A 24,295-nucleotide genomic window follows, 5' to 3' on the forward strand; every position below is an offset into this window, starting at 1 on the left:
GGATTCAAACCGCCAGCATAGGCAGGTTTAGACCCATAAATATAAAAGGACAAGGCTAACTTAATACAAATAAGTTGCGCCTAGATTTAACTGGAAGGATGTATCTATGGTAGATCAAGAGCAGAACTCACAGGGTCTGTATACTCCTGAATTGGAGCATGACGCTTGTGGTATCGGTTTTGTTGCGCATCTAAAGAATCGCAAATCTCATGATGTAGTAACTCAAGCACTCGATATGCTTGCACGTATGGAACACCGTGGCGGCCAAGGCTGCGATCCGTGTTCTGGTGATGGTGCAGGTATCCTGCTACAGAAGCCGCACGAATTCTTACTAGAAGAAGCCGTAAAGCTTGGAATTAAACTGCCATCTTTTGAAAAATATGGTGTTGGTGTTGTACTTTTCCCTAAAGATGAATACAAACGTGCACAGTGTCGTGACATTCTAGAACGCAATGCACAACGCCTTGAGTTAGAAGTTATCGGCTACCGTGAACTTCCAACTGACAATTCAATGATTGGTGCTGACCCATTAAGCACTGAACCTCAATTTGAACACGTATTTATTTCTGGCGGCCCTGGTATCACACCAGAAGAGCTTGAGCGTAAACTGTATGTTCTACGTAACTACACGGTTCGTGTATGCCTAGAAAGCGTTTCAAATATCGGTGATGACTTCTACATCAACTCTATGTCTTACAAGACATTGGTGTACAAAGGTCAGCTAACAACTGAACAAGTTCCTCAGTACTTCCTAGATCTGCAAAACCCAACTATGGTGACAGCTCTAGCACTCGTACACTCTCGCTTTTCTACCAATACATTCCCTCGTTGGCGTCTAGCTCAGCCTTTCCGTTACATCGCGCATAATGGCGAAATCAATACGGTTCGCGGCAACCTGAACTGGATGAAAGCACGTGAAGCAATCCTAGAATCGGATCTGTTTACACAAGCTGAAATCGACATGCTGCTTCCTATCTGTCAAGAAGGTAGCTCAGACTCATCAAACTTCGATATGGCGCTTGAGCTGCTTGTTCTTTCAGGTCGTACTCTGCCGCATGCGTTGATGATGATGATCCCGGAAGCATGGCAAGAAAACAAAAACATGGATCCAACTCGTCGTGCGTTCTACCAGTACCACGCGAACGTAATGGAACCATGGGATGGCCCAGCGTCAGTATGTTTCACCGATGGTGTTCAAGTTGGTGCAACTCTTGACCGTAACGGTCTGCGTCCTTCTCGCTACACAGTAACTAAAGACGACTTCCTAGTGATGGCGTCTGAGTCTGGTGTTGTTGAGATCGCACCTGAAAACGTTGAATATCGTGGTCGTCTACAGCCTGGTCGTATCTTCGTTGCTGACCTTGAGCAAGGTCGCATCATTTCTGATGAAGAAGTGAAAGACGGTATCGCTAAATCGCAACCCTACGAAAAATGGGTTGAAGAGAACCTTCTGAGCTTGAAAAAGCTACCCGATGCGAGCAACGAATTTAACCAACCTTCTCCAGAGAAACTGCTACACAAACAACAATCGTTTGGTGTGAGCTCTGAAGAAGTAAACGAAATCATTCTCCCTCTTGCAAAAACAGGCTACGAGCCACTTTCTGCAATGGGTGCTGACTGGCCGCTAGCGATTCTTTCTCATCAATCGCAGCACCTTTCAAACTACTTTAAGCAGTTGTTTGCACAAGTAACTAACCCGCCAATCGACCCGATTCGTGAGCGTATGGTTATGTCTCTGAACACTTACCTAGGTAAAGATCAGAACTTACTTGCTGAAACGCCTGAACACTGTCAAAAAGTGGAACTTGAGTCTCCTGTTCTTTCTAACTCAGAGTTAGAGAAACTGCGTGCAATCGATAATGAGCACCTTCAATCGAAGACGCTGGATATCGTATTCCAAGCAAACGGAGACCAAGGTAAGTTAGAGCGCGCACTTAAACGTATCTGCCAATATGCAGAAGATGCGGTTATTGATGGCTACTCTATCATCCTACTGACTGACCGTGCGGTTAACTCAAACCACGCCGCTATCCCAGCAATGCTGGCGGTTGGCGCGGTTCACCACCACCTAATCCGTAAAGGGCTACGTGCTAAGTGTGACATCGTTGTTGAAACGGGCGATGCTCGTGAGACACACCACTTTGCAACCTTAATCGGTTACGGTGCAAACGCAGTTAACCCATACCTAGTTATCGAAACGATTGTTGAACTGCAACGTACTAAGAAGCTAGATCCAAACGTTCATCCACGTGAGTTATTCGATAACTACCGTAAGGGTGTTAACGGCGGTCTACTGAAGATCTTCTCGAAGATGGGTATATCTACGCTGCAGTCTTACCACGGCGCTCAAATCTTTGAAGCACTTGGTGTTAGCAAATCAGTGGTTGAAAAATACTTCACTGGTACTGTTTCTCGTATCCAAGGTCTAACGATCGACGATATCGCACGAGAAGTATTAGTTCGTCACCGTGTTGGTTACCCTGCTCGTGAAATCCCAGCTCAAGTTCTTGATGTTGGCGGTGTTTACCAGTGGAAACAACGTGGTGAGAAGCACTTATTCAACCCAGAAACCATTTCTCTACTTCAAGAATCGACGCGTAACAAAGATTACGGTCAATTCAAGAAGTACGCGAACGCCGTTGATGCTCAAGGCGACAACGCAGCAACACTACGTAGCCAACTTGATTTCATCAAGAACCCAGCAGGCTCTATTCCTCTAGCGGAAGTAGAACCTATTGAGAAAATCCTTAAGCGTTTCGCAACAGGCGCAATGAGCTTCGGTTCAATCTCGCATGAGGCTCACTCAACACTGGCTGTCGCGATGAACCGCATTGGCGCGAAATCAAACTCAGGCGAAGGTGGTGAAGATCCAGCACGTTTCGAGCGTAAAGAAAATGGCGACTGGGAACGTTCAGCAATCAAACAGGTGGCTTCTGGTCGCTTTGGTGTAACGTCTTACTACCTATCTAACGCTGATGAGCTGCAAATCAAGATGGCTCAAGGTGCGAAACCTGGCGAAGGTGGTCAACTACCTGGTGATAAGGTTGATGACTGGATCGGCGCAACGCGTCACTCGACTCCGGGCGTAGGTCTTATCTCCCCACCGCCGCACCACGATATCTACTCAATCGAAGATTTGGCTCAGCTGATCTACGATCTGAAAAACGCGAACCGTAACGGCCGTGTCAACGTGAAGCTAGTATCGGAAGCAGGCGTTGGTACGATTGCATCTGGTGTAGCGAAAGCGAAAGCTGACGTGGTGCTTATCGCAGGTTTTGATGGTGGTACGGGTGCATCTCCGATGTCTTCTATCCGTCACACCGGTCTGCCTTGGGAATTAGGTCTAGCGGAAACGCACCAAACACTACTGAAAAACGGCCTACGTAACCGTATCGTTGTTCAGTCTGATGGTCAGATGAAAACACCACGTGACCTTGCAGTCGCAACGTTACTTGGCGCTGAAGAATGGGGCGTAGCAACAGCTGCTCTAGTTGTTGAAGGCTGTATCATGATGCGTAAGTGTCACAAGAATACATGTCCTGTTGGTATCGCAACACAGAACAAAACTCTTCGTGAACGTTTCGACGGCCGCGTAGAAGACGTAGTCACTTTCTTCCAATACATGGCTGAAGGTCTACGTGAAGTAATGGCTGAACTTGGCTTCCGCTCTATTGATGAGATGGTTGGTCAATCGCACAAACTTAAAGTTCGTGATGACATCGGTCACTGGAAGTACAAGAACCTAGATCTAACACCGGTACTGCACATTGAGCAGGCTCGTGCAGAAGATGGTATCTACAACCAGACAACACAGAATCATAATCTTGAAGACGTTCTAGACCGTAAGTTGATTCAGGCTGCAATCCCAGCGCTTGAGAAAGGTGAAGCGGTTACCGCTCAGTTCCCTATCATCAACACGGACCGTTCAGCAGGCACGATGCTGTCGAACGAAATCTCGAAGGTTTACAAAGACCAAGGTTTACCACAGCCAATGAACGTTAAGTTCCACGGTAGTGCAGGTCAATCTTTCGGTGCATTCCTTGCGAAAGGCGTTAAGTTCGAAGTAGAAGGCGACGCGAACGATTACTGGGGTAAAGGTCTGTCTGGCGGTACGTTGGTACTGTACCCAGATGCAAGATCTACTATCGTTGCTGAAGATAACATCGTAGTGGGTAACGTATGTTTCTACGGTGCAACCTCTGGTGAGTCTTTCATTCGCGGTATGGCTGGCGAACGTTTCTGTGTTCGTAACTCTGGCGCGAAGGTTGTTGTTGAGGGTGTTGGTGACCACGGTTGTGAATACATGACTGGTGGTGCGGCAATTATCCTTGGTTCAACGGGTCGTAACTTTGCTGCAGGTATGAGTGGCGGTGTCGCTTATGTTTGGGATAAAGCGGGTGACTTCGAGACCAAGCTCAACGCAGAACTTGTAGACCTAGATCCAATTGAACAAGAAGATAAAGATCTTCTACTAGATATGCTAACTAAGCATGTTGAATTCACAGGAAGTGAAGTTGCTCAGTCTTTCCTAGACAACTTTGAAGCAAGTGTTGCATCGCTAGTTAAAGTAATGCCACGCGACTACAAAGCGGTTCTTCAAAAGCGTAAAGCTGAAGCACAACAGGCACAAACGGAAGAAGTGGAGGCAGTATAATGGGTAAGCCTACTGGATTTTTAGAACACGGTCGTGAGCTTCCAAAGAAGCTCGACCCGTCAGTTCGAATTGAAGACAACAAAGAGTTCGTACTTAACGAAGAGTTTGGTGAAAAGATCAATACTCAAGCATCTCGTTGTATGGACTGTGGCGTACCTTTCTGTCACAACGGCTGTCCGATTGGTAACATCATCCCAGAATTCAATGACGCTGTTTATCGCGACAGCTGGGAAGAGGCTTGGAACATTCTTAGCTCTACCAATAACTTCCCTGAGTTTACAGGTCGTGTTTGTCCTGCTCCTTGTGAGAGTGCCTGTGTTCTTGGCATCAACCAAGACCCAATCACTATCTGTAATATCGAGAAAACGATTGTAGAAACTGCGTACCGTGAAGGGTACGCAAAGCCTAAAACACCACGCTCTCGCACAGGTAAAACTGTCGCAGTTATCGGTTCAGGCCCTGCAGGCTTAGCCGCAGCTGAGCAGCTAAACAGTGCCGGTCACTCGGTAACGGTATTTGAACGTGACGAGAAAGTGGGTGGTCTACTTCGCTTCGGTATCCCAGATTTCAAACTGGGTATGGACGTAATTGATCGTAAGATCAACCTAATGGCTGAAGCTGGCGTTGAATTTAAAGTTAACCAACACATCGGTGTTGATGTTAATGCTCAACAGTTACGCCAAGAGTTTGATGTGGTATTGCTAACGGGTGGTTCTACGGTTCCACGCGACTTACCAATCCCAGGTCGTGAGCTTAAAGGCGTTCATTTTGCCATGGAATTCCTTGGTCAAAATAATCGCCGTGCCAACGACTTAGATCTTAAGACAGAAGAGCTTCACGCTAAAGATAAGCACATTGTGGTTATCGGTGGTGGTGATACAGGCTCTGACTGTGTAGGCACATCAAACCGTCATAAAGCAGCAAGCATTACTCAAGTTGAGATCATGCCGATCCCACCAGAGAAACGCCCTGCAAATATGCCTTGGCCTCAATACCCAATGATCATGAAAACCACCACTTCTCACGAAGAAGGTTGTGAACGTCATTGGAACATCTTAACCAAAGAGTTCATTAGCGACGATCAAGGTCAAGTAACGGGTCTACGTATCGCTGACATCGTTTGGCAAGACGCAAAACCAGGCGAACGTCCAGGTTTTGATGAAGTAGCGAACTCTGAACGTGTTATTCCATGTGACATGGCATTCCTTGCAATGGGCTTCTTACACCCAGAGCCTACAGGCGTGCTTGCTCAACTAGACATTAAACTGGACGAGCGCGGTAACGTCGCTTCTGAAGGTTTTGCGACGAACCAGAAAGGCGTTTTCGCTGCTGGTGATATGCGTACTGGTCAGTCTCTGGTTGTACGTTGTATTAATGAAGGTCGTGAATGTGCAATTGCCATTGATGACTTCTTAATGGGTAACTCAAACTTAGAAGCGAAAGCTGATTCACTCATGCTTTCCGCATAATATTTCTCGGGCTAACGTCGATAACGTTAGCCTAGAGGAAAAGCAACACCCTTCCTAACTTTTATGTTTGGCTAGCACTCGATGCTAGCCTTTTTTCTATCTGCCTTACGGCTCCTGGGACATTCCCTTCGTTGCACATGTTAAATCCCATTAACATCTGCCTTTTATATCCCTTTGATATCATTCTACTATTTTAGATTATTACGTGGTTAATCGCGTTTACGCATGATAATTAACCATGAACTTGACCTTAAACACAATTAGCTATACGTTGTAAAGCTGGTGAAAATAAAACCAATCGGTTTTGTTAACACAACCAATAACGTTTTAACTAGTTAAAGACAAACTATAAGCTTATAAAAAATAACAAGTATATGAATAGTTAGTCATTTACTGTCTGGATGACAGAGAAGCAAAAGGGAGAATTGCAATGGCTCTATATGATCCTAGTCTTGAAAAAGACAACTGTGGATTTGGTTTAATAGCGCAAATGGAAGGCCAACCGAGTCATAAGTTGGTACGAACTGCTATTTCAGCCCTCGATCGCATGACACACCGTGGTGGTATTGCTGCGGATGGTAAAACAGGAGATGGCTGTGGCTTATTGCTACAGAAGCCAGACTCTTATCTCAGAATTATTGCAGAAGAGAATAACTTCAAGCTCGGCAAGCAATACGCTGTCGGCATGATTTTCTTCAGCCAAGACCCAATCAAAGCGCAATCCGCGCAAGACATCGTCAATAAAGAGCTAGCTCAAGAAACGTTAACCGTTGCAGGTTGGCGTGTCGTGCCGACCAACACCGACGTATTAGGTCCAATCGCAAAAGATTCCGTTCCTAATATTCAGCAAGTGTTTATCTCAGCACCTGCAGGGTGGCGTGAACGCGATATTGAACGACGCCTTTACATCGCTCGTCGTCGAATTGAAAAGCAGATCACAGAAGACAAAGATTTCTATATTTGTAGCCTTTCGACACAAGTCATGGTTTACAAAGGCTTGTGTATGCCGGCCGATCTTCCACGATTTTACCTCGATCTTGCTGACTTACGTATGGAATCGGCGATATGCCTGTTCCACCAGCGCTTCTCAACCAATACTCAGCCGCGTTGGCCACTGGCTCAGCCATTCCGCTATTTGGCGCACAATGGTGAGATCAATACCATCGAAGGTAACCGTCAGTGGGCTAAAGCTCGTGCCTATAAATTCTCTTCACCACTGCTGCCCGATTTACAAACGGCCGCACCCTTTGTGAATGAGACAGGCTCAGATTCATCAAGTCTAGATAACATGCTCGACCTGTTCCTTGCCGGTGGTATGGATGTATTCCGAGCGATGCGTATGCTCGTGCCGCCCGCTTGGCAAAACCACCCAGACATGGATCCCGATCTGCGTGCATTCTACGACTTCAACTCCAAGCACATGGAACCGTGGGATGGCCCTGCAGGTATCGTCCTTTCTGATGGTCGTTACGCTGCGTGTAACCTAGATAGAAACGGCTTACGCCCTGCGCGTTATGTGATTACCAAAGACAACCTAATCACGCTGGCCTCTGAAGTAGGCATCTGGAATTACGCGCCAGACGAAGTGGCAGAGAAAGGGCGTGTCGGCCCGGGTGAACTACTCGTCATAGATACGCGCCGCGGTAAACTGTGGCAATCTAACGAGATCGATAATGACCTTAAAGGTCGCCATCCCTATAAAGAGTGGATGGAAAAGAACGTTCACAAACTCACACCGTTTTCCGATCTGCCCGATGAGCAAGTCGGTAAGCGCAGCTTTGACGATGACACGCTCAAGACCTACCAAAAACAGTTTGCGATGAGCAACGAAGAGTCGGACCAAGTACTGCGTGTGCTTGGAGATATGGGACAAGAGGCCGTAGGCTCGATGGGCGATGATACGCCGATGGCTGTGCTCTCTTCGAAAGAACGTCTCGTCACTGACTATTTCCGTCAAATGTTTGCACAAGTCACCAACCCACCGATTGATCCACTGCGTGAAAAGCATGTTATGTCTTTAGCCACCAGTATCGGCCAAGAGATGAACGTGTTCTGCGAAACAGACGGTCACGCCTATCGTGTGACATTTAATTCGCCAGTTCTGGTCTACTCTGACATGCAGCAACTTCTGCAGTTAAATCAAAAACACTATGGCCACGCGATTCTTAGCATGCACTATGATCCTGCTGATAAAGATCTCGAACAAGCCATTAAAGACTTGTGTGATCGTGCGGTGCAAGAGGTCCGTGATGGTGCTGTTTTGATTGTACTTTCAGACAAGCACTTAGAGAAAGGCAAGCTCCCGGTTCCAGCAGCGATGGCTGTAGGTGCGGTGCAAACCAGACTTGCTGACAACAACCTACGTTGTGATGCCAACATCGTGGTTGAGACAGCAACCGCACGTGACCCGCACCAATTTGCAGTTCTGCTTGGCTTCGGTGCAACCGCAGTTTATCCCTATCTCGCTTATGAAGCATTGGGCAAAATGTTGGACGACGGTTCATTAAATAAAGACTATCGCACTGCATTGCAAAATTACCAAAACGGCATCAACAAAGGTCTGTATAAGATCATGTCGAAGATGGGTATCTCGACGATTGCTTCTTATCGCTGCTCGCAATTATTTGAGGCGGTCGGTTTGCATACCGATGTCGTTGACTTGTGTTTCCGAGGCGTAACGACTCGTATCCAAGGCGCTAGCTTTAGCGACTTCCAACAAGATATCTATAACCTATCTCGTAAAGCATGGACTAAACGTAAACCACTGGAACATGGTGGTTTGCTCAAATACGTACATGGCGGTGAATACCACGCCTACAACCCAGACGTAGTCAGTACCTTACAAACCGCCGTAAAGACAGGCGAAACATCAGATTATCAATCTTTTGCGAAGCAAGTTAATGCTCGTCCTGCTGCCATGTTGCGTGACTTAATGAGCCTTAAAAAAGCAGCTCAACCTCTAGCATTAGAAAAAGTCGAACCGAGCAGTGATCTCTTTAAACGCTTCGACTCTGCTGCGATGTCGATTGGTGCCTTAAGCCCTGAAGCTCATGAAGCTCTGGCCATGGCGATGAACCGATTAGGAGGCTATTCCAACTCTGGTGAAGGTGGTGAAGATCCACGACGCTTCGGTACTGATCGTAATTCTCGTATCAAGCAGATAGCTTCCGGTCGCTTTGGTGTAACACCACATTACTTAACCAATGCGGATGTTCTGCAAATCAAAGTTGCACAAGGTGCGAAGCCAGGCGAAGGCGGTCAACTACCGGGCCATAAAGTCACCGCAGAAATTGCCAAACTGAGATACTCAGTTCAAGGCGTGACACTGATCTCCCCTCCTCCGCACCACGATATTTATTCTATCGAGGATCTGGCGCAGCTTATTTTCGACCTTAAGCAAGTGAACCCTAAAGCCTTGGTTTCAGTGAAGTTAGTATCGGAACCGGGTGTGGGCACCATTGCTACTGGTGTGGCGAAAGCCTATGCCGACCTGATTACGATTTCTGGCTACGACGGTGGTACCGCGGCAAGTCCATTGACCTCGGTAAAATACGCAGGTTGCCCTTGGGAGCTTGGCTTAGCGGAAACTCAACAAGCACTGGTGGCCAACGGCCTACGCCATAAGATCCGCTTGCAAGTCGATGGGGGTTTAAAAACCGGACTCGATGTTATCAAGGGCGCGATTCTCGGTGCTGAAAGCTTTGGTTTTGGTACTGCGCCAATGGTCGCGATGGGGTGTAAGTTCTTACGAATTTGTCACCTAAACAACTGTGCAACGGGCGTTGCGACTCAAGATGAAACACTACGCCGTGAATACTTCAAAGGCCTGCCAGACATGGTCGTGAACTACTTTACCGGCCTAGCCGACGAAGTTCGCCAGTACCTTGCAGAACTTGGCGTCGAAAAGCTCACAGACCTGATTGGTCGCACGGATCTCCTTGAAGCCGTTCAAGGCCTCACGGCGAAACAGAGCAAGCTTGATCTCTCTTCAATACTCGAAGCTCCGGTATCTCCAGAAGGTCACCCACTGTTTTGGACCGAGCCAAACGCACCATTTGATAAAGCGCAACTCAACCAACAGATCCTTGATGATGCCATTGATGCGATTGAGAAACGTCAATCCACCAGCCTTTACTACAACGTAATCAACACCGATCGCTCGATTGGCGCTCGTATCTCTGGTGAAATAGCGAAACGCTACGGTAACCAAGGCATGGCAGGCTCACCAATTAAGTTGTACCTCGATGGCACAGCAGGCCAATCCTTTGCGGTTTGGAACGCTGGCGGCGTTGAGCTGTATCTGACGGGTGATGCCAATGACTATGTCGGCAAAGGCATGGCGGGCGGTAAGGTGGTTATCAAACCTCACCAAGGCACTGCATTTGTTTGTAACGAAGCGACCATCATAGGTAACACTTGTTTGTATGGTGCGACCGGAGGCAAGCTATTTGCAGCAGGTACTGCAGGCGAACGATTTGGCGTGCGTAACTCAGGCACCGTTGCCGTGATTGAAGGTGCAGGTGACAATGCCTGTGAATACATGACCGGTGGTATTGTTGCCATTCTTGGCGCAACCGGAGTGAACTTCGGCGCCGGTATGACAGGTGGGTTTGCTTATGTGATGGACAAGAATGAAGACTTCCAAGGCCGTGTAAACAACGAGTCGGTCGAAGCACTTTCTCTGTCTGACCTATTTATCCACCAAGAACACCTGCGCGGCTTGATTGCGGAGCACTTAGAAGAGACTGGCTCAGTACACGCTGAAGCTATTCTGGCGAACTTTGATGAATGGATTCCAAAGTTCTACTTAGTGAAGCCGAAGACGGCGGATCTCAACACCTTGCTCGGTCACCAAAGCCGCAGCTCTGCTGAACTTCGTGTTCAAGCGCAATAATTGGAAGGAGCCAATCATGAGCCAGAATGTATACCAATTTATTGATGTGAATCGCGTAGACCCAGCGAAGAAACCAATCAAGATACGTAAGATTGAGTTTGTAGAGATCTACGAACCTTTCACGAAACAACAAGCTAAGGCACAGGCCGACCGCTGTTTAGACTGTGGTAACCCCTACTGTGAATGGAAGTGCCCCGTCCATAACTACATCCCTCAATGGCTCAAACTTGCCAATGAGGGACGCATTATCGAAGCGGCTGAACTGTCCCACCAAACCAACAGCTTGCCTGAGGTTTGCGGCCGTGTTTGTCCTCAAGATCGTCTATGTGAAGGCTCTTGTACGCTCAACGACGATTTCGGTGCAGTAACCATCGGCAACATTGAAAAATACATCAATGACAAAGCGTTTGAGATGGGCTGGAAACCAGACATGTCTCACGTTGAATGGACCGAAAAAAAGGTCGCAATCATAGGCGCAGGCCCCGCTGGTCTTGCTGCAGCTGATATCTTAGTTCGAAACGGTGTGAAGGCCGTGGTATTTGACCGCTACCCGGAGATCGGTGGCCTGCTAACGTTTGGTATCCCATCGTTCAAACTCGAGAAAGGCATCATGGAAAACCGTCGCCGTATCTTTAGTGGGATGGGCGTTGAATTTAAGATGAATACCGAAGTCGGTAAAGACGTTCAACTACAACAACTTGTCGATGACTATGATGCTGTTTTCTTAGGGGTCGGTACTTATAAAAACATGCGCGCTGGGTTAGACAACGAAGAAGCACCGGGCGTTTATGATGCTTTACCCTTCCTTGTTTCCAATACTTACAAGGTCATGGAACTGGATAACCCAACGCCGTTTATCGACATGAAGGGCAAAAAAGTGGTTGTGCTTGGTGGTGGTGATACCGCGATGGACTGTGTCCGAACGTCTATTCGCCAGCATGCTGCTAACGTCGTCTGTGCTTATCGTCGTGATGAGGCCAACATGCCAGGCTCTCGCCGTGAGGTGAAGAATGCAAAAGAAGAAGGCGTGAAGTTCATGTTCAATCTTCAGCCATTAGCATTAGAAACCGATTCATCAGGCCATGTGACTGGCGTCAAAGTGGTGAAAACGGCGCTAGGTGAACCCGATGACGCAGGTCGCCGTCGTCCGGAACCCGTAGAAGGCAGTGAGCATGTTCTTGAAGCAGACGCCGTTATCATGGCATTTGGTTTCCAGCCTCATGCAATGGAGTGGCTAGAACCATTCGGTGTAGAGCTCGACCAATGGGGTCGCATCAAGGCTCCCGGTAAACAAGAATTTCAATACCAAACCACCAACAGTAAGATCTTTGCAGGTGGTGATGCAGTTCGAGGATCTGACTTAGTGGTGACCGCTATCGATGAAGGCCGTAAAGCCGCGGAAGGGATATTGGATTACCTAGAAGTGTGACCAGGGCGTGTTGATCTTTCGAGCTGATTTTTGCAGCGAGTTGCTGGGCATTTATACAAGGCAGAGGCGTCGATGTGTAGCTAGCCTACATGAGAAGCCGATAACGTAGTAGAAATGACCAGCAAACGCTGCCCGAAGGGTTCGGCTAAAAGCGTTTTACTCTTTGTTGAGGGAGATTTGCTTAGAGTGACTAGGCTACTTCCCCCTCGCCGCGATTAAAACGCTTTTATCTCGAACAAAATTTAACCACGAAAGGTCAACACGCCCTAGTATAAGGTTTCCTTTATTACTCAGCTCGTTACTATAAAAAAGGGATCCAATGATGGATCCTTTTTTGAATTAGATACGTTTATCACAAGCATATCGAAAATACGTAAAACAATCGCAAACAAGCCAATACCTATAATTACAATTAAAACAACGCCATAGGAAACACTATGAAAAAAGCCGCTCTCCTTTCTCTATCTCTTTTGACCTTAACCGCTTGTAGCCAAGGAATCACGGACATGAAAGACAGAACTTCATCACCTTGTGGAGACAAACCAAACTGCGTATCAACTCAAGATGACCGTGAACAGCATACATTGGCCGCGTTTGAGTTATCAGATTCAGCAAACTTAGATGCGATTGAGCAGGTTGCACTAACCTTACCGGGATCGAAAACCGCGAGTAAAACAGAAGATTACCTGCGTGTTGAATGTACTTCTCGCATCATGCGCTTTGTCGATGACTTAGAACTTAAGATCACTGATGGCAAACTGATCGTGCGTTCAGAGTCTCGTACTGGTCACTCTGATTTTGGCGTAAACCGAAAGCGTGCTGAACAACTTCGCGCTAGCTTAAAAAGCGAAGGCCTGATCAAATAGATAAAAGAATACGCAGATAAATCGCTGCTATTCGGATGAGAAGTGCCTCTGGGCAGTCGCTCGACACTTCTTATCCATGCTACAATTTCGCTCTACTGTTTAAATATTATTTATTAAGAGACTACACATGAAAATCGGCATCATTGGCGCAATGGAGCAAGAAGTTGCGATCCTAAAGGCAGCAATTTCAGACATTACTGAAGTTAATAAAGGCGGTTGTACCTTTTTCTCTGGTCAGATAAATGGTGTTGACGTTGTTTTGCTTCAATCAGGCATTGGTAAAGTAGCCGCTGCAGTGGGTACTTCAATCCTACTAAGCGAATACCAACCAGACGTAGTACTGAACACGGGCTCTGCTGGCGGTTTTGATTCAACACTGAACCTTGGCGATGTGGTTATCTCAACTGAAGTTCGTCACCACGATGCAGATGTTACAGCTTTTGGTTACGAAATCGGCCAAATGGCAGGTCAACCTGCAGCGTTCAAAGCGGACGACAAATTGATGGCTGTTGCTGAACAAGCACTAGCGCAAATGGAAGATAAGCACGCTGTTCGCGGTCTTATCTGTACTGGAGACGCATTTGTTTGCACAGCAGAACGCCAAGAGTTCATCCGCAAGCACTTCCCATCAGTGGTTGCTGTAGAGATGGAAGCATCGGCTATCGCTCAAGCTTGTCACCAATTCCAAGTACCATTCGTGGTTGTTCGTGCAATATCTGACGTTGCAGACAAAGAATCACCAATGAGCTTCGAAGAGTTCCTGCCACTAGCAGCTCAAAGCTCTTCAGAAATGGTTATCAAGATGGTTGCCCTACTAAAGTAAGCGACTAGACATGCAAACACTGTTTGATCAGGTATTTGCAAATGGCGTGCTCCTTGTAATGTGGGGAGCACTGCTTTTTCATTTGATTTTACCTATCCCCCATGCCGCACACCCTATGACCTTATGGCATAAGTTTGCTGAGCTTTTAGCAAGCAAGGTTAATAACAACCAAAACTATTCCCAAAGCTTAATCTCGGGCACATTAGCCTGGGGCGTAATGGTACTGCCGACTCTGGTAATTCTATTGGCACTGCAACCATTGGTTTGGCAATCTCAACTGTTTGAATTAGCACTGTTATTACTGGCGATTGATTGGCGCAATAACGAAAAGCTAGCAAATCAGCTGATCAAAGCGCTTGGTCAAGAAGATAAAGCTGCCGCTCGTCAGTTATTGGCGCCGGTTGTCAATCGTCAAACTGAATCACTTTCATCACTTGGGCTTGGCAAAGCCGCTGCTGAAACCATCATCATGGGTTATGCTCGCAATGTGGTATGTGTTTTATTCTGGTACGCCATTGGTGGTGGAATTGCGGCTTTAATGTATCGCCTTGTAGTCGAGTTAGCTCGAGCTTGGTCGCCAAGTCGCAAGCAATTTTCTCCGTTCGGCTCAACGGCTATCAAGATAGTCGCTATCCTAGAATTCATACCGATGCGTTTGTTTGCTTTGATGATCATATGTGGTGATAAAGCAATGCACACATTCAAGATGATGCTTGCCCAAAGCCGTTCTTGGCCACTGCCTGGGCCTGCTTGGTTGATCACGGCCGTTGGCAACAAGCTGGAATTATCATTGGGTGGCCCTGCTATTTACAACAACACCAAAGCCATTCGCGCAAAATTGGGTGGAAGAATCGCCCCATCAGCTCTGCATCTATTTCAGGTTCAGAAGCTGCTGTTTGGTCGTATTGCTATCTGGATATTTTTACAAAGCCTAATCTTACTATTTGTTCACCAAGGGATTTAGAGTGAAACCTTCAGCACTTGTTACAAGCCTTACTCTTTTGTCTTCCAGCTTATGGCTGCCTTTATCATTTGCGGAAGAAACATCGCTGACTCCAGAAAAAGTACAGCCAGCTCAACGCGTAGTAAGTCTTGCTCCTCACGCCACTGAACTCGCGTACAGTGCTGGCTTAGGTGATAACCTTGTTGCGGTAAGTGAGCGGAGTGATTACCCACCACAAGCAGACCAGCTTGAAAAAGTGGCAAACTATCAAGGCATCAAGGTTGAGAAGATCATCGCACTGCAACCTGATTTGATTCTTGCGTGGCCAGCGGGAAACCCGCCCAGAGAACTCGCGAAACTAGAGCAATTTGGGTTTAATATTTACTACTCGAAAACAAAAAGCCTAGAGAGTATTGCGACCAATATTGAACAACTCAGCCAATACTCTAGTGATCCGAGTATTGGGGAAAACAATGCCAAGCAATACAAAGAACAACTCAACGCATTGAGACTAAAATATAAAGATGCCGAGCCCGTAAACTACTTTTATCAGCTAAGTGAAAAGCCGATCATCACCGTCGCTCAAGGGCACTGGCCAAGTGAGGTGTTTGAATTTTGTGGCGGCCAGAATATTTTCGAAGACAGTGCTTCCCCTTATCCTCAAGTTGGTATTGAACAAGTTGTATTAAGGAAACCGCAAGTGATCTTCACTTCTCAGCATGCAATTGAGAATGGAACCATGTGGCAAACTTGGGAGGACGAGATCCCAGCAGTCGCTCAAAATCAGATTTGGTCACTCAATTCTGACTGGATTAATCGCCCGACAACGAGAACTTTGAAAGCGATCCAACAAGTATGCGATTTCTTCGATAGAGCTAGGCAAAATCACTAACTATTTGCTGCATTTTTTCGTACAATTCGCCACCGACCTGTCCCTACAATTTTAACTATAAGAGCACCAGTATCATGGACTCCATGCTGCTTTATATTATCGATTTATTTGGCACTGCCATTTTTGCTGTCTCAGGCGTATTTGTCGCTGGCCGTCTTAAGATGGACCCCTTTGGCGTAGCCGTTCTAGGCAGTGTGACCGCGATTGGCGGCGGCACTATCCGTGACATGGCATTGGGTGCGACTCCCGTGTTTTGGATCACCGATACCACCTACCTTTGGGTCATTATCACTACCTGTTTGCTGACCATGATTATTGTAAGACGCCCTAAACGTCTGGCTTGGTGGATATTGCCGGTATGTGATGCGATAGGCTTAGCCGTATTTGTTGGCATTGGTGTTGAGAAAGCGCTGAATTATCAAGACTCGGCATTAGTGGCTATTATCATGGGGGTTATCACAGGCTGTGGTGGCGGTATTATCCGTGACGTGCTTGCCCGTGAAGTGCCGATGATCTTAAGAAGTGAAGTCTACGCCACGGCTTGTATCATTGGTGGTGCTTTCCATACAATGGCGATTCTCATGGGGCACGATTCAGAAACCGCATTTTTAGCCGGTGTGTTCACAACACTATTGATTAGGCTTGGCGCTATTCGCTGGCACTTGTCATTGCCTACCTTTGCTATCAAATAGATAGAACGATGACTAAGAGGCTCCGCAAAGGAGCCTTTTTTAATTCGCTTTCAAATTACTTATCCCCTCTATTTCCATTATTCAAAGATCCCCTTCTTTCCTGACACTCTAGTTAGCTCATTAACTCATTCATCACTAGGTTAGTAATGTTTTTTGTTTACTTATCTAATTCACAGGCTATATTAATAAACAAATCACTTTATAAATTAATTTATTTACTAACATTGGCAAAAGGGAGTTCAAGATGAGCATCAATAAAGTGGGCATTGTTTTCTTCTCTAAGAATGGAGCGACTAAGCAAGTCGCAGAGACAATCGCAGAAGGCATTAACACTCAACAATCTAACTCAGCACTGCTCATCGAGGTGCTATCTTCTGAAATAGTCGAAGGAAGATATGACAATGACGATAAGCTCAGCGCATTAGACAGCTGTGACGCCATTATCTTTGGCTCCCCAACTTATATGGGCTCACCAGCAGCTCAATTTAAGAGTTTCATGGATGCGAGCAGTGATAGCTACTGTAAGAAGGCATGGCGAAATAAGCTCGCTGCAGGTTTCACCACTGGTGGTAGCCTTAACGGTGAACAACAGCAAACTCTACTGAGCTTTTTCACTCTGGCTTGTCAGCATGGCATGATTTGGGCAGGGCTTGATATCTCAAAGCATATTGATGATTTAGGTTTGAATCGCACAGGTTCAAGTATTGGTTTGGTCGCCAGTGATGATCAGACGGCAGAGAGCACCAATAATCACATCAATAGTAATGATCTTAAAACCGCTTTCTATTTTGGCCAACGCATCGCGAGTCTAGTTAAGAAAGCCTAACGAGCTAATTTCCTAATTAACGAGCTAACGTCAAAACCCCTAGCTTGTCTGATATCTATGTGCTCAGACTAGAGAATGAATGGCGTTTGAGGTAACTTGGTTTAATCATTCCCAACTTTCATGAATATAACCCAATGCTACTCGAAGGAATCGAAACTCTATTGGTTTTAAGTAAAGCAAAAACCATGAGCCGCACCGGCAGTTTGCTTTATATCAGCCAATCAGCGGTCAGCAAACGGATTGCTAATTTAGAGAAGAAGTTAGGCAAGAAACTCATAGAACCGAGTGGCCGACAGATCAAACTGACGCCCGATGCGATTGCATTAATCGAGAGTATCGGCCCTGCATTCAATGAACTTCGTGGTCTTATTTATGAGCAGCAAGAGTTGGAAGATACCACTCTCATCACCTTAGATAGCTCTAAGTCGCTGATCGCGGGTTATCTAGGTGAGATGATGGGCCAATTTATCCAGCAAGATAAATACATCACTATTACCACGAACCATACCCCAAGAATCATAGAGCGAGTACAATCTGGCAAAGCGACCTTAGGGTTGTGTGCTGGTTTACTGCCACCGCATCATGGGTTAATGACATTCCATCTGTTTGATGAGCCGTTCTATATTGTGAGTAAGTCGCCGTTAACGGAGCTTCCTCCAATGGTCATCACTAACGACATGACCAATCCGGCAAACTCGTATCAGTTATCTGTGCTTGAAAAGTTCGGCATCAAACCCTTGATGGAGATGGATGCCTACACCGCAGCAGCTCAGTTAGCGTTGGGTGGGACAGGGCCAGCGTTGATCCCGCTCTCTATCGTAAAAACACTCAATATTGAGCCTCAATACCTGTTTAGTTTTGCCGAATTGAAGGGATTGATTCGACCGATTCATATCTGTGTAAGGCCGAACAGCTATCAATCTCCACGAGTTAAAATACTGATAGAATCCATTGTTGATGCTGTTCCCAAAGCAGTTTAGACGCCATTAACATCGACATCACGATCACAAGAGGGCGAATCCATTTCTGCCCTTTTGTCACCACTACTTTAGCGCCAAGCTGAGCGCCCATAAAGCCACCAACCGCCATCACTAAGCCTAATTCCCAAATGGGTAAACCAGCCAAAATAAAGAAGATTAAAGCTGCGATATTCGAAGTGAAGTTAAGAACCTTAGTACGTGCCGTTGCATCCACTAAAGAGAAATGGCCGATAGCGACAAAACAGACGGTGAAAATAGAACCCGTTCCTGGGCCAAAGAAGCCATCGTAGAAACCAACACCGCCACCAATGCACAAAGCAAACACGGCTTCAGACATCTTTTGCTTACCTTCAGACGCTCTAGTTTGGGGTGCTAATAGGAAATAGAGAGAGATCGCGATAAGCAGTAAGGGGATCATGCTCGTCAATAAGCTCGCATCAATATGCTGCACTAACTCGGCGCCAATTGCAGACCCAATAAAAGTACAGAAGATCGCGAGGCGCATTTCTTTAATACTAACGATACCGTTGCGTACGAAATACCAACTGGCGGAGAAGCTGCCAAAAGAACTTTGAAGTTTGTTGGTTGCCAGTGCCTGCGTTGGTGGTACTCCAGCCGCTAGCAATGCTGGTAGAGTCAATAATCCACCGCCGCCAGCCATTGCATCAATAAAGCCTGCTGCCGTTGCAACAACAAACAAGATAGCCAATATTTCTAGAGTGATTTCCATATACCCAACGCCTTAAATTCTCGTGAAGCGACAACTTACCACCGTGAGCAAACAATCAACAACGAAACACAAGATTGTAACCTATTCCAAATTTTCATCATTTAGCCATTACCAGATTTTCACTATTTAACCAACACCAGATGACAGACATAAAAAAGCCCACTCCGAAGAGTGGGCTTTGAGCATTTATATCCGCTTAACAGCGATACACGTGAGTCAATTAAGCTTGAGAAGCTTTAACTTGTGCGTGTAGCTCTTGAACTGAAGTTACTGACGTTTTCGCGTCTGCAGTGTGCGCCATACAAGTCGCGAATGCAGCGTTTAGCGTAGTCGTGTAGTTCACTTTCTCAGCCAGTGCGCCACGACGAAGAACTTTAGAATCTTCAATCGCTTGACGGCCAGCTGCTGTGTTCACGATGTACGTGTACTCGTTGTTCTTGATACGGTCAAGAATGTGAGGACGACCTTCGTGTACCTTGTTTACTAGACGTGGGTTGATACCCGCTTCGCCAAGGATAACTGCAGTACCGTGTGTTGCGTCTAGCTGGTAACCAAGCTTAGATAGCTTAGATGCTAGGTCAACAACACGCTCTTTGTCGCCTTCGCGAACAGAAAGAAGTGCACGGCCGCCTTCTGGGTAGATGTTGCCACAACCCAATTCAGCTTTAGAGTATGCTTCAGCAAACGTTGCACCAACACCCATAACTTCACCAGTAGAGCGCATTTCTGGGCCTAATAGTGGGTCAACACCAGGGAATTTGTTGAACGGAAGAACAACTTCTTTCACTGAGTAGTATGGTGGGATGATTTCTTTCGTAAAGCCTTGAGAATCTAGCGATTGACCCGCCATCACACGAGCTGCAATCTTAGCGACTGCCGCGCCTGTTGCTTTCGATACGAACGGTACTGTACGTGCTGCACGAGGGTTAACCTCGATTAGGTACACTTCGTTGTTCTTAACAGCAAACTGCGTATTCATTAGACCACGAACACCCAACTCGAACGCTAGCTTTTCAACTTGCTCACGCATTACGTCTTGGATTTCTTGGCTTAGCGTGTAAGCAGGAAGAGAACATGCTGAGTCACCAGAGTGAACACCCGCTTGTTCGATATGCTCCATGATACCCGCAATAACAACGCGCTCACCGTCACAAATCGCATCAACGTCTACTTCAATTGCATCATCTAGGAAGCTATCAAGTAGTACTGGAGATTCGTTTGAAACACTTACTGCTTCGTTGAAGTAGCGACGTAAGTCTTGCTCGTCGTATACGATTTCCATCGCACGACCACCAAGAACATAAGAAGGACGAACAACCAATGGGAAGCCGATTTCGCGAGATTTCTCTACCGCTTGCTCCATTGTTGTTACTGTCGCGTTTTCTGGTTGTAGAAGACCAAGACGGTCAACAGCAACTTGGAAACGCTCACGGTCTTCTGCACGGTCGATTGCGTCTGGGCTAGTACCAATGATTGGTACGCCAGCAGCTTCAAGCTCACGAGCCAGTTTCAATGGTGTTTGACCACCGTACTGAACGATAACGCCTTTTGGCTTCTCAACACGAACGATTGCTAGTACGTCTTCCAGAGTTACTGGTTCAAAGTACAGACGGTCAGACGTATCGTAGTCTGTCGAAACTGTCTCAGGGTTACAGTTAACCATGATTGTTTCGTAGCCATCTTCACGTAGTGCTAGAGATGCATGTACACAACAGTAATCGAATTCAATACCTTGGCCGATACGGTTTGGACCGCCGCCTAAGATCATGATTTTCTCTTTGTCTGTTGGGTTCGATTCACATTCGTCATCGTAAGATGAGTACATGTAAGCCGTATCAGAAGAGAACTCAGCCGCACAAGTATCTACGCGCTTGTAGACTGGGTGAATATCGTATTGGTCACGTAGACGACGAATTTCACTTTCAGCCACACCTAGAATCTTAGACAGGCGAGCATCAGCAAAACCTTTACGCTTAAGCTTCATTAGCTCGTCTTTATTCAGACCAGCAAAGCCTTTCGCTTTAAGTTCTTGCTCTAGTTTTACGATGTCTTCGATTTGAACTAGGAACCAACGGTCAATTTGCGTTAGGTTGAATACACCATCAACTGACATACCAGCACGGAAAGCATCTGCGATGTACCAAATACGGTCAGAACCAGCTTCTTTAAGCTCATGGCGAATCGCCGTTAGAGCGTCAGGTGCATCTAGGTCGACCATTTCGTCAAAACCAGTTGCGCCAACTTCTAGACCGCGAAGTGCTTTCTGTAGAGATTCTTGTTGGTTACGGCCGATAGCCATAACTTCACCAACCGACTTCATTTGAGTCGTTAGACGGTCGTTAGCACCTGCAAACTTCTCGAAGTTAAAACGAGGAATCTTAGTTACTACGTAATCGATTGTTGGTTCGAATGATGCTGGCGTTGCGCCGCCAGTGATGTCATTCATTAGCTCGTCTAGCGTAAAGCCAACAGCCAGTTTCGCTGCAATCTTAGCGATTGGGAAACCTGTTGCTTTAGATGCTAGTGCCGAAGAGCGAGATACACGTGGGTTCATCTCGATGATAACCATACGGCCATCTTTCGGGTTGATACCAAACTGTACGTTTGAGCCACCTGTTTCAACGCCAATCTCACGCAGTACTGCTAGAGATGCGTTACGCATTAATTGGTATTCTTTGTCTGTCAGCGTTTGAGCCGGAGCCACTGTGATTGAGTCACCAGTGTGAATACCCATTGGGTCAAAGTTTTCAATCGCACATACGATGATGCAGTTGTCGTTCTTGTCGCGAACCACTTCCATCTCGTACTCTTTCCAACCGATAAGTGACTCATCGATTAAAAGTTCGTTGGTTGGAGACAAGTCCAAACCACGACGACAGATTTCTTCAAATTCTTCTTTGTTATAAGCGATACCACCGCCTGTACCACCCATCGTAAACGATGGACGAATGATACAAGGGAAGCCAACCATTTCTTGAACTTTGTAAGCTTCTTCCATCGTTTTCGCTGTATCAGCCGTTGGACACTCAAGACCAATCGATTTCATTGCTTTATCAAAACGAGAGCGGTCTTCAGCTTTGTCGATAGCGTCAGCAGTTGCGCCAATCATCTCTACGCCGAACTCTTCAAGTACGCCGTATTTTTCTAAATCTAACGCACAGTTAAGTGCAGTCTGGCCACCCATTGTCGGTAGAACTGCATCTGGCTTCTCTTTAGCGATGATGTTACGAACCACTTCCCATTGGATAGGTTCGATGTAAGTCGCATCAGCCATGTCTGGGTCAGTCATGATTGTCGCTGGGTTCGAGTTTACAAGAATAACTCGGTAACCTTCTTCGCGAAGTGCTTTACAAGCTTGAGCACCAGAGTAATCAAACTCACATGCTTGACCGATAACAATCGGACCAGCACCTAGAATTAGAACACTTTTAATGTCAGTACGTTTTGGCATTATCTACTACTCCGGATTACGCTGTGTGCTGTTTAATTAATTCAATGAAGTGGTCGAATAGCGGCGCCGCATCTTCTGGACCTGGGCTTGCTTCTGGGTGACCTTGGAAGCTAAATGCTGGTTTATCTGTACGGTGGATACCTTGTAGAGAACCATCAAATAGAGACTTATGAGTCGCTCGTAATGTCTCTGGAAGCGTATCTTCGTCAGCAGCGAAGCCGTGGTTTTGTGAAGTAATCATCACAACATCACGATCTAAATCTTTAACCGGGTGATTTGCACCGTGGTGACCAAACTTCATCTTCACTGTCTTAGCACCTGACGCAAGAGCAAGAATCTGGTGACCTAGACAGATACCAAAGATTGGTAAACCTTTTTCTAGGAACACTTTTGTTGCTTCAATTGCGTAAGTACATGGTTCTGGGTCACCAGGGCCATTTGAAAGGAAAACACCATCAGGGTTTAGAGCGAGTACTTCTTCTGCTGAAGTTTCAGCAGGAACAACCGTTAGGCGGCAGCCGCGGTCAACAAGCATTCGTAGGATGTTTCGTTTTGCACCGAAGTCATAAGCAACAACGTGGTATGGCAATTCAGAGTCTGCTTTCGCTTCAGGAAGTCCACCCGTAAGCGTCCACGAACCTTGTTTCCATTGATACGCTTCTTTTGTTGTAACTTCTTTCGCAAGGTCCATACCTTTCAGGCCAGGGAATTCTTTTGCTTTAGCTAGAGCCAAAGCTTCATCTAAATTGTTACCCGCTACGATACAACCGTTCTGTGCGCCTTTTTCACGAAGAATACGCGTCAGCTTACGAGTATCGATATCAGCGATACCAACAACGTTTTGCGACTTAAGGTAATCAGAAAGGGATTGTTCATTACGGAAGTTAGAAGCGATTAGAGGGAGATCGCGAATCACAAGGCCTTGAGCGTGGATTGAAGAAGATTCTTCGTCTTCGGAATTGGTTCCGGTATTGCCAATGTGAGGGTAAGTAAGGGTAACGATTTGTTGAGAATAGGAAGGATCAGTGAGGATTTCTTGGTACCCCGTCATCGAGGTATTAAAAACGACTTCACCAACTGCAGAACCTACAGCGCCAATGGCTTCACCGTGAAATACTGTCCCATCTTCTAGGACGAGTAGTGCTGACTTCTTCAAGACAACCTCCAGAAATAAAAATGCATTAAAATTGATTTAATTTGCAAATCTACCTTCCTGCAACACCAAAAACTGCGTGTTTATGGAAATTAGACAAATTGGCGGTATTTTAGTGATCTGCGTGATACGTGTCAACATTTAACGCAAAAGAAATTAAACATTTGTAAGAACTAATTCAATTTTCCCCATCAAAGCTTCAAAAGTTCAACTTTCATACTCTATTAATAGGAATATTACGATTTTCTAATTTTCGCCCGTCATTTTCACCCACCATTAGGTGGCAAAAATATCACCAACAAAACGCAATCGATAAATACAATGAGTAAACACGTAGATTTAAAGCTTTAAATCAAAAACAACAACCAAACAGTGATAAACAACAACTAAATGCAGTTCTAATTAGGAAAATCGGAGAATAAGAAGAAAGTGACCAAGAGGAGTTTAAGTAGAAAAAAGGGGCAAATAAAGAAAGCGCCGGCAATTGCCAGCG

Annotated in this window: 14 protein-coding genes; 11 read left to right on the top strand and 3 right to left on the bottom strand. The window is 46.2% G+C overall.

The genetic code is table 11. The features are described 5' to 3' along the window. The first annotated feature begins 106 nt into the window (after positions 1-106). From gltB (AACU28_RS22175) to AACU28_RS22225, 11 genes are all read left to right on the top strand, one after another. Positions 107-4,654, top strand: a complete 4,548-nt coding sequence (gene gltB / locus AACU28_RS22175) for a glutamate synthase large subunit (protein WP_004734986.1) — start codon at positions 107-109, stop codon at positions 4,652-4,654. After that, a complete protein-coding gene (locus AACU28_RS22180) occupies positions 4,654-6,123 on the top strand; it encodes a glutamate synthase subunit beta (RefSeq protein WP_004734985.1) in 1,470 nt (489 codons plus the stop codon). The genes gltB (AACU28_RS22175) and AACU28_RS22180 overlap by 1 nt, the downstream gene beginning before the upstream one ends. Before the next feature lie 430 nt (positions 6,124-6,553). Continuing rightward, the gene (gltB, locus tag AACU28_RS22185; protein WP_102539739.1) at positions 6,554-11,017 is read left to right on the top strand and encodes a glutamate synthase large subunit; all 4,464 of its coding nucleotides are present in this window, start codon (positions 6,554-6,556) and stop codon (positions 11,015-11,017) included. Positions 11,018-11,033: 16 nt separating this feature from the next. Next, positions 11,034-12,446, top strand: a complete 1,413-nt coding sequence (locus AACU28_RS22190) for an FAD-dependent oxidoreductase (protein ID WP_121603601.1) — start codon at positions 11,034-11,036, stop codon at positions 12,444-12,446. A 437-nt stretch (positions 12,447-12,883) separates the two neighbouring features. Continuing rightward, positions 12,884-13,312, top strand: coding sequence for a DUF1499 domain-containing protein (locus AACU28_RS22195; protein WP_065207238.1), 429 nt, complete (start codon positions 12,884-12,886; stop codon positions 13,310-13,312). A gap of 127 nt (positions 13,313-13,439) precedes the next feature. Then, positions 13,440-14,135, top strand: a complete 696-nt coding sequence (mtnN, locus tag AACU28_RS22200) for a 5'-methylthioadenosine/S-adenosylhomocysteine nucleosidase (RefSeq protein WP_017090520.1) — start codon at positions 13,440-13,442, stop codon at positions 14,133-14,135. A gap of 10 nt (positions 14,136-14,145) precedes the next feature. Next, on the top strand, positions 14,146-15,099 hold the full coding sequence (locus AACU28_RS22205; RefSeq protein ID WP_121603602.1) for a cobalamin biosynthesis family protein: 954 nt from the start codon (positions 14,146-14,148) through the stop codon (positions 15,097-15,099). A gap of 1 nt (position 15,100) precedes the next feature. Continuing rightward, positions 15,101-15,970 carry a vitamin B12 ABC transporter substrate-binding protein BtuF gene (btuF, locus tag AACU28_RS22210; RefSeq protein ID WP_017091322.1) on the top strand — a complete coding sequence of 290 codons (870 nt, stop codon included), beginning with the start codon at positions 15,101-15,103 and terminating at the stop codon, positions 15,968-15,970. A gap of 74 nt (positions 15,971-16,044) precedes the next feature. Then, positions 16,045-16,662, top strand: coding sequence for a TRIC cation channel family protein (locus AACU28_RS22215; RefSeq protein ID WP_004734978.1), 618 nt, complete (start codon positions 16,045-16,047; stop codon positions 16,660-16,662). Positions 16,663-16,906: 244 nt separating this feature from the next. Beyond that, entirely contained in the window at positions 16,907-17,488 is a 582-nt protein-coding gene (locus tag AACU28_RS22220) for a flavodoxin family protein (RefSeq protein ID WP_017084777.1), read from the top strand. 134 nt (positions 17,489-17,622) lie between these two features. Beyond that, positions 17,623-18,468, top strand: coding sequence for a LysR family transcriptional regulator (locus AACU28_RS22225; RefSeq protein WP_017080246.1), 846 nt, complete (start codon positions 17,623-17,625; stop codon positions 18,466-18,468). Here AACU28_RS22225 and AACU28_RS22230 read toward each other — a convergent pair. The 3 genes from AACU28_RS22230 to carA form a co-directional block, all read right to left on the bottom strand. Then, positions 18,419-19,198 (bottom strand): TSUP family transporter, encoded by a 780-nt coding sequence (locus AACU28_RS22230; protein WP_004734975.1) that lies wholly within the window; start codon positions 19,196-19,198, stop codon positions 18,419-18,421. The two genes, AACU28_RS22225 and AACU28_RS22230, sit on opposite strands and share 50 nt — an antisense overlap. Positions 19,199-19,418: 220 nt before the next feature. Beyond that, complete coding sequence (gene carB, locus AACU28_RS22235; protein ID WP_121603603.1) at positions 19,419-22,649, bottom strand: carbamoyl-phosphate synthase large subunit; 3,231 nt, start codon at positions 22,647-22,649, stop codon at positions 19,419-19,421. Between the two features lie 16 nt (positions 22,650-22,665). Then, positions 22,666-23,805, bottom strand: a complete 1,140-nt coding sequence (carA, locus tag AACU28_RS22240; RefSeq protein WP_017109272.1) for a glutamine-hydrolyzing carbamoyl-phosphate synthase small subunit — start codon at positions 23,803-23,805, stop codon at positions 22,666-22,668. Positions 23,806-24,295 lie beyond the last annotated feature (490 nt).

It is taken from the genome of Vibrio sp. SBT000027 (assembly GCF_963894355.1).
Taxonomy (GTDB): Bacteria; Pseudomonadota; Gammaproteobacteria; order Enterobacterales; family Vibrionaceae; genus Vibrio; species Vibrio splendidus.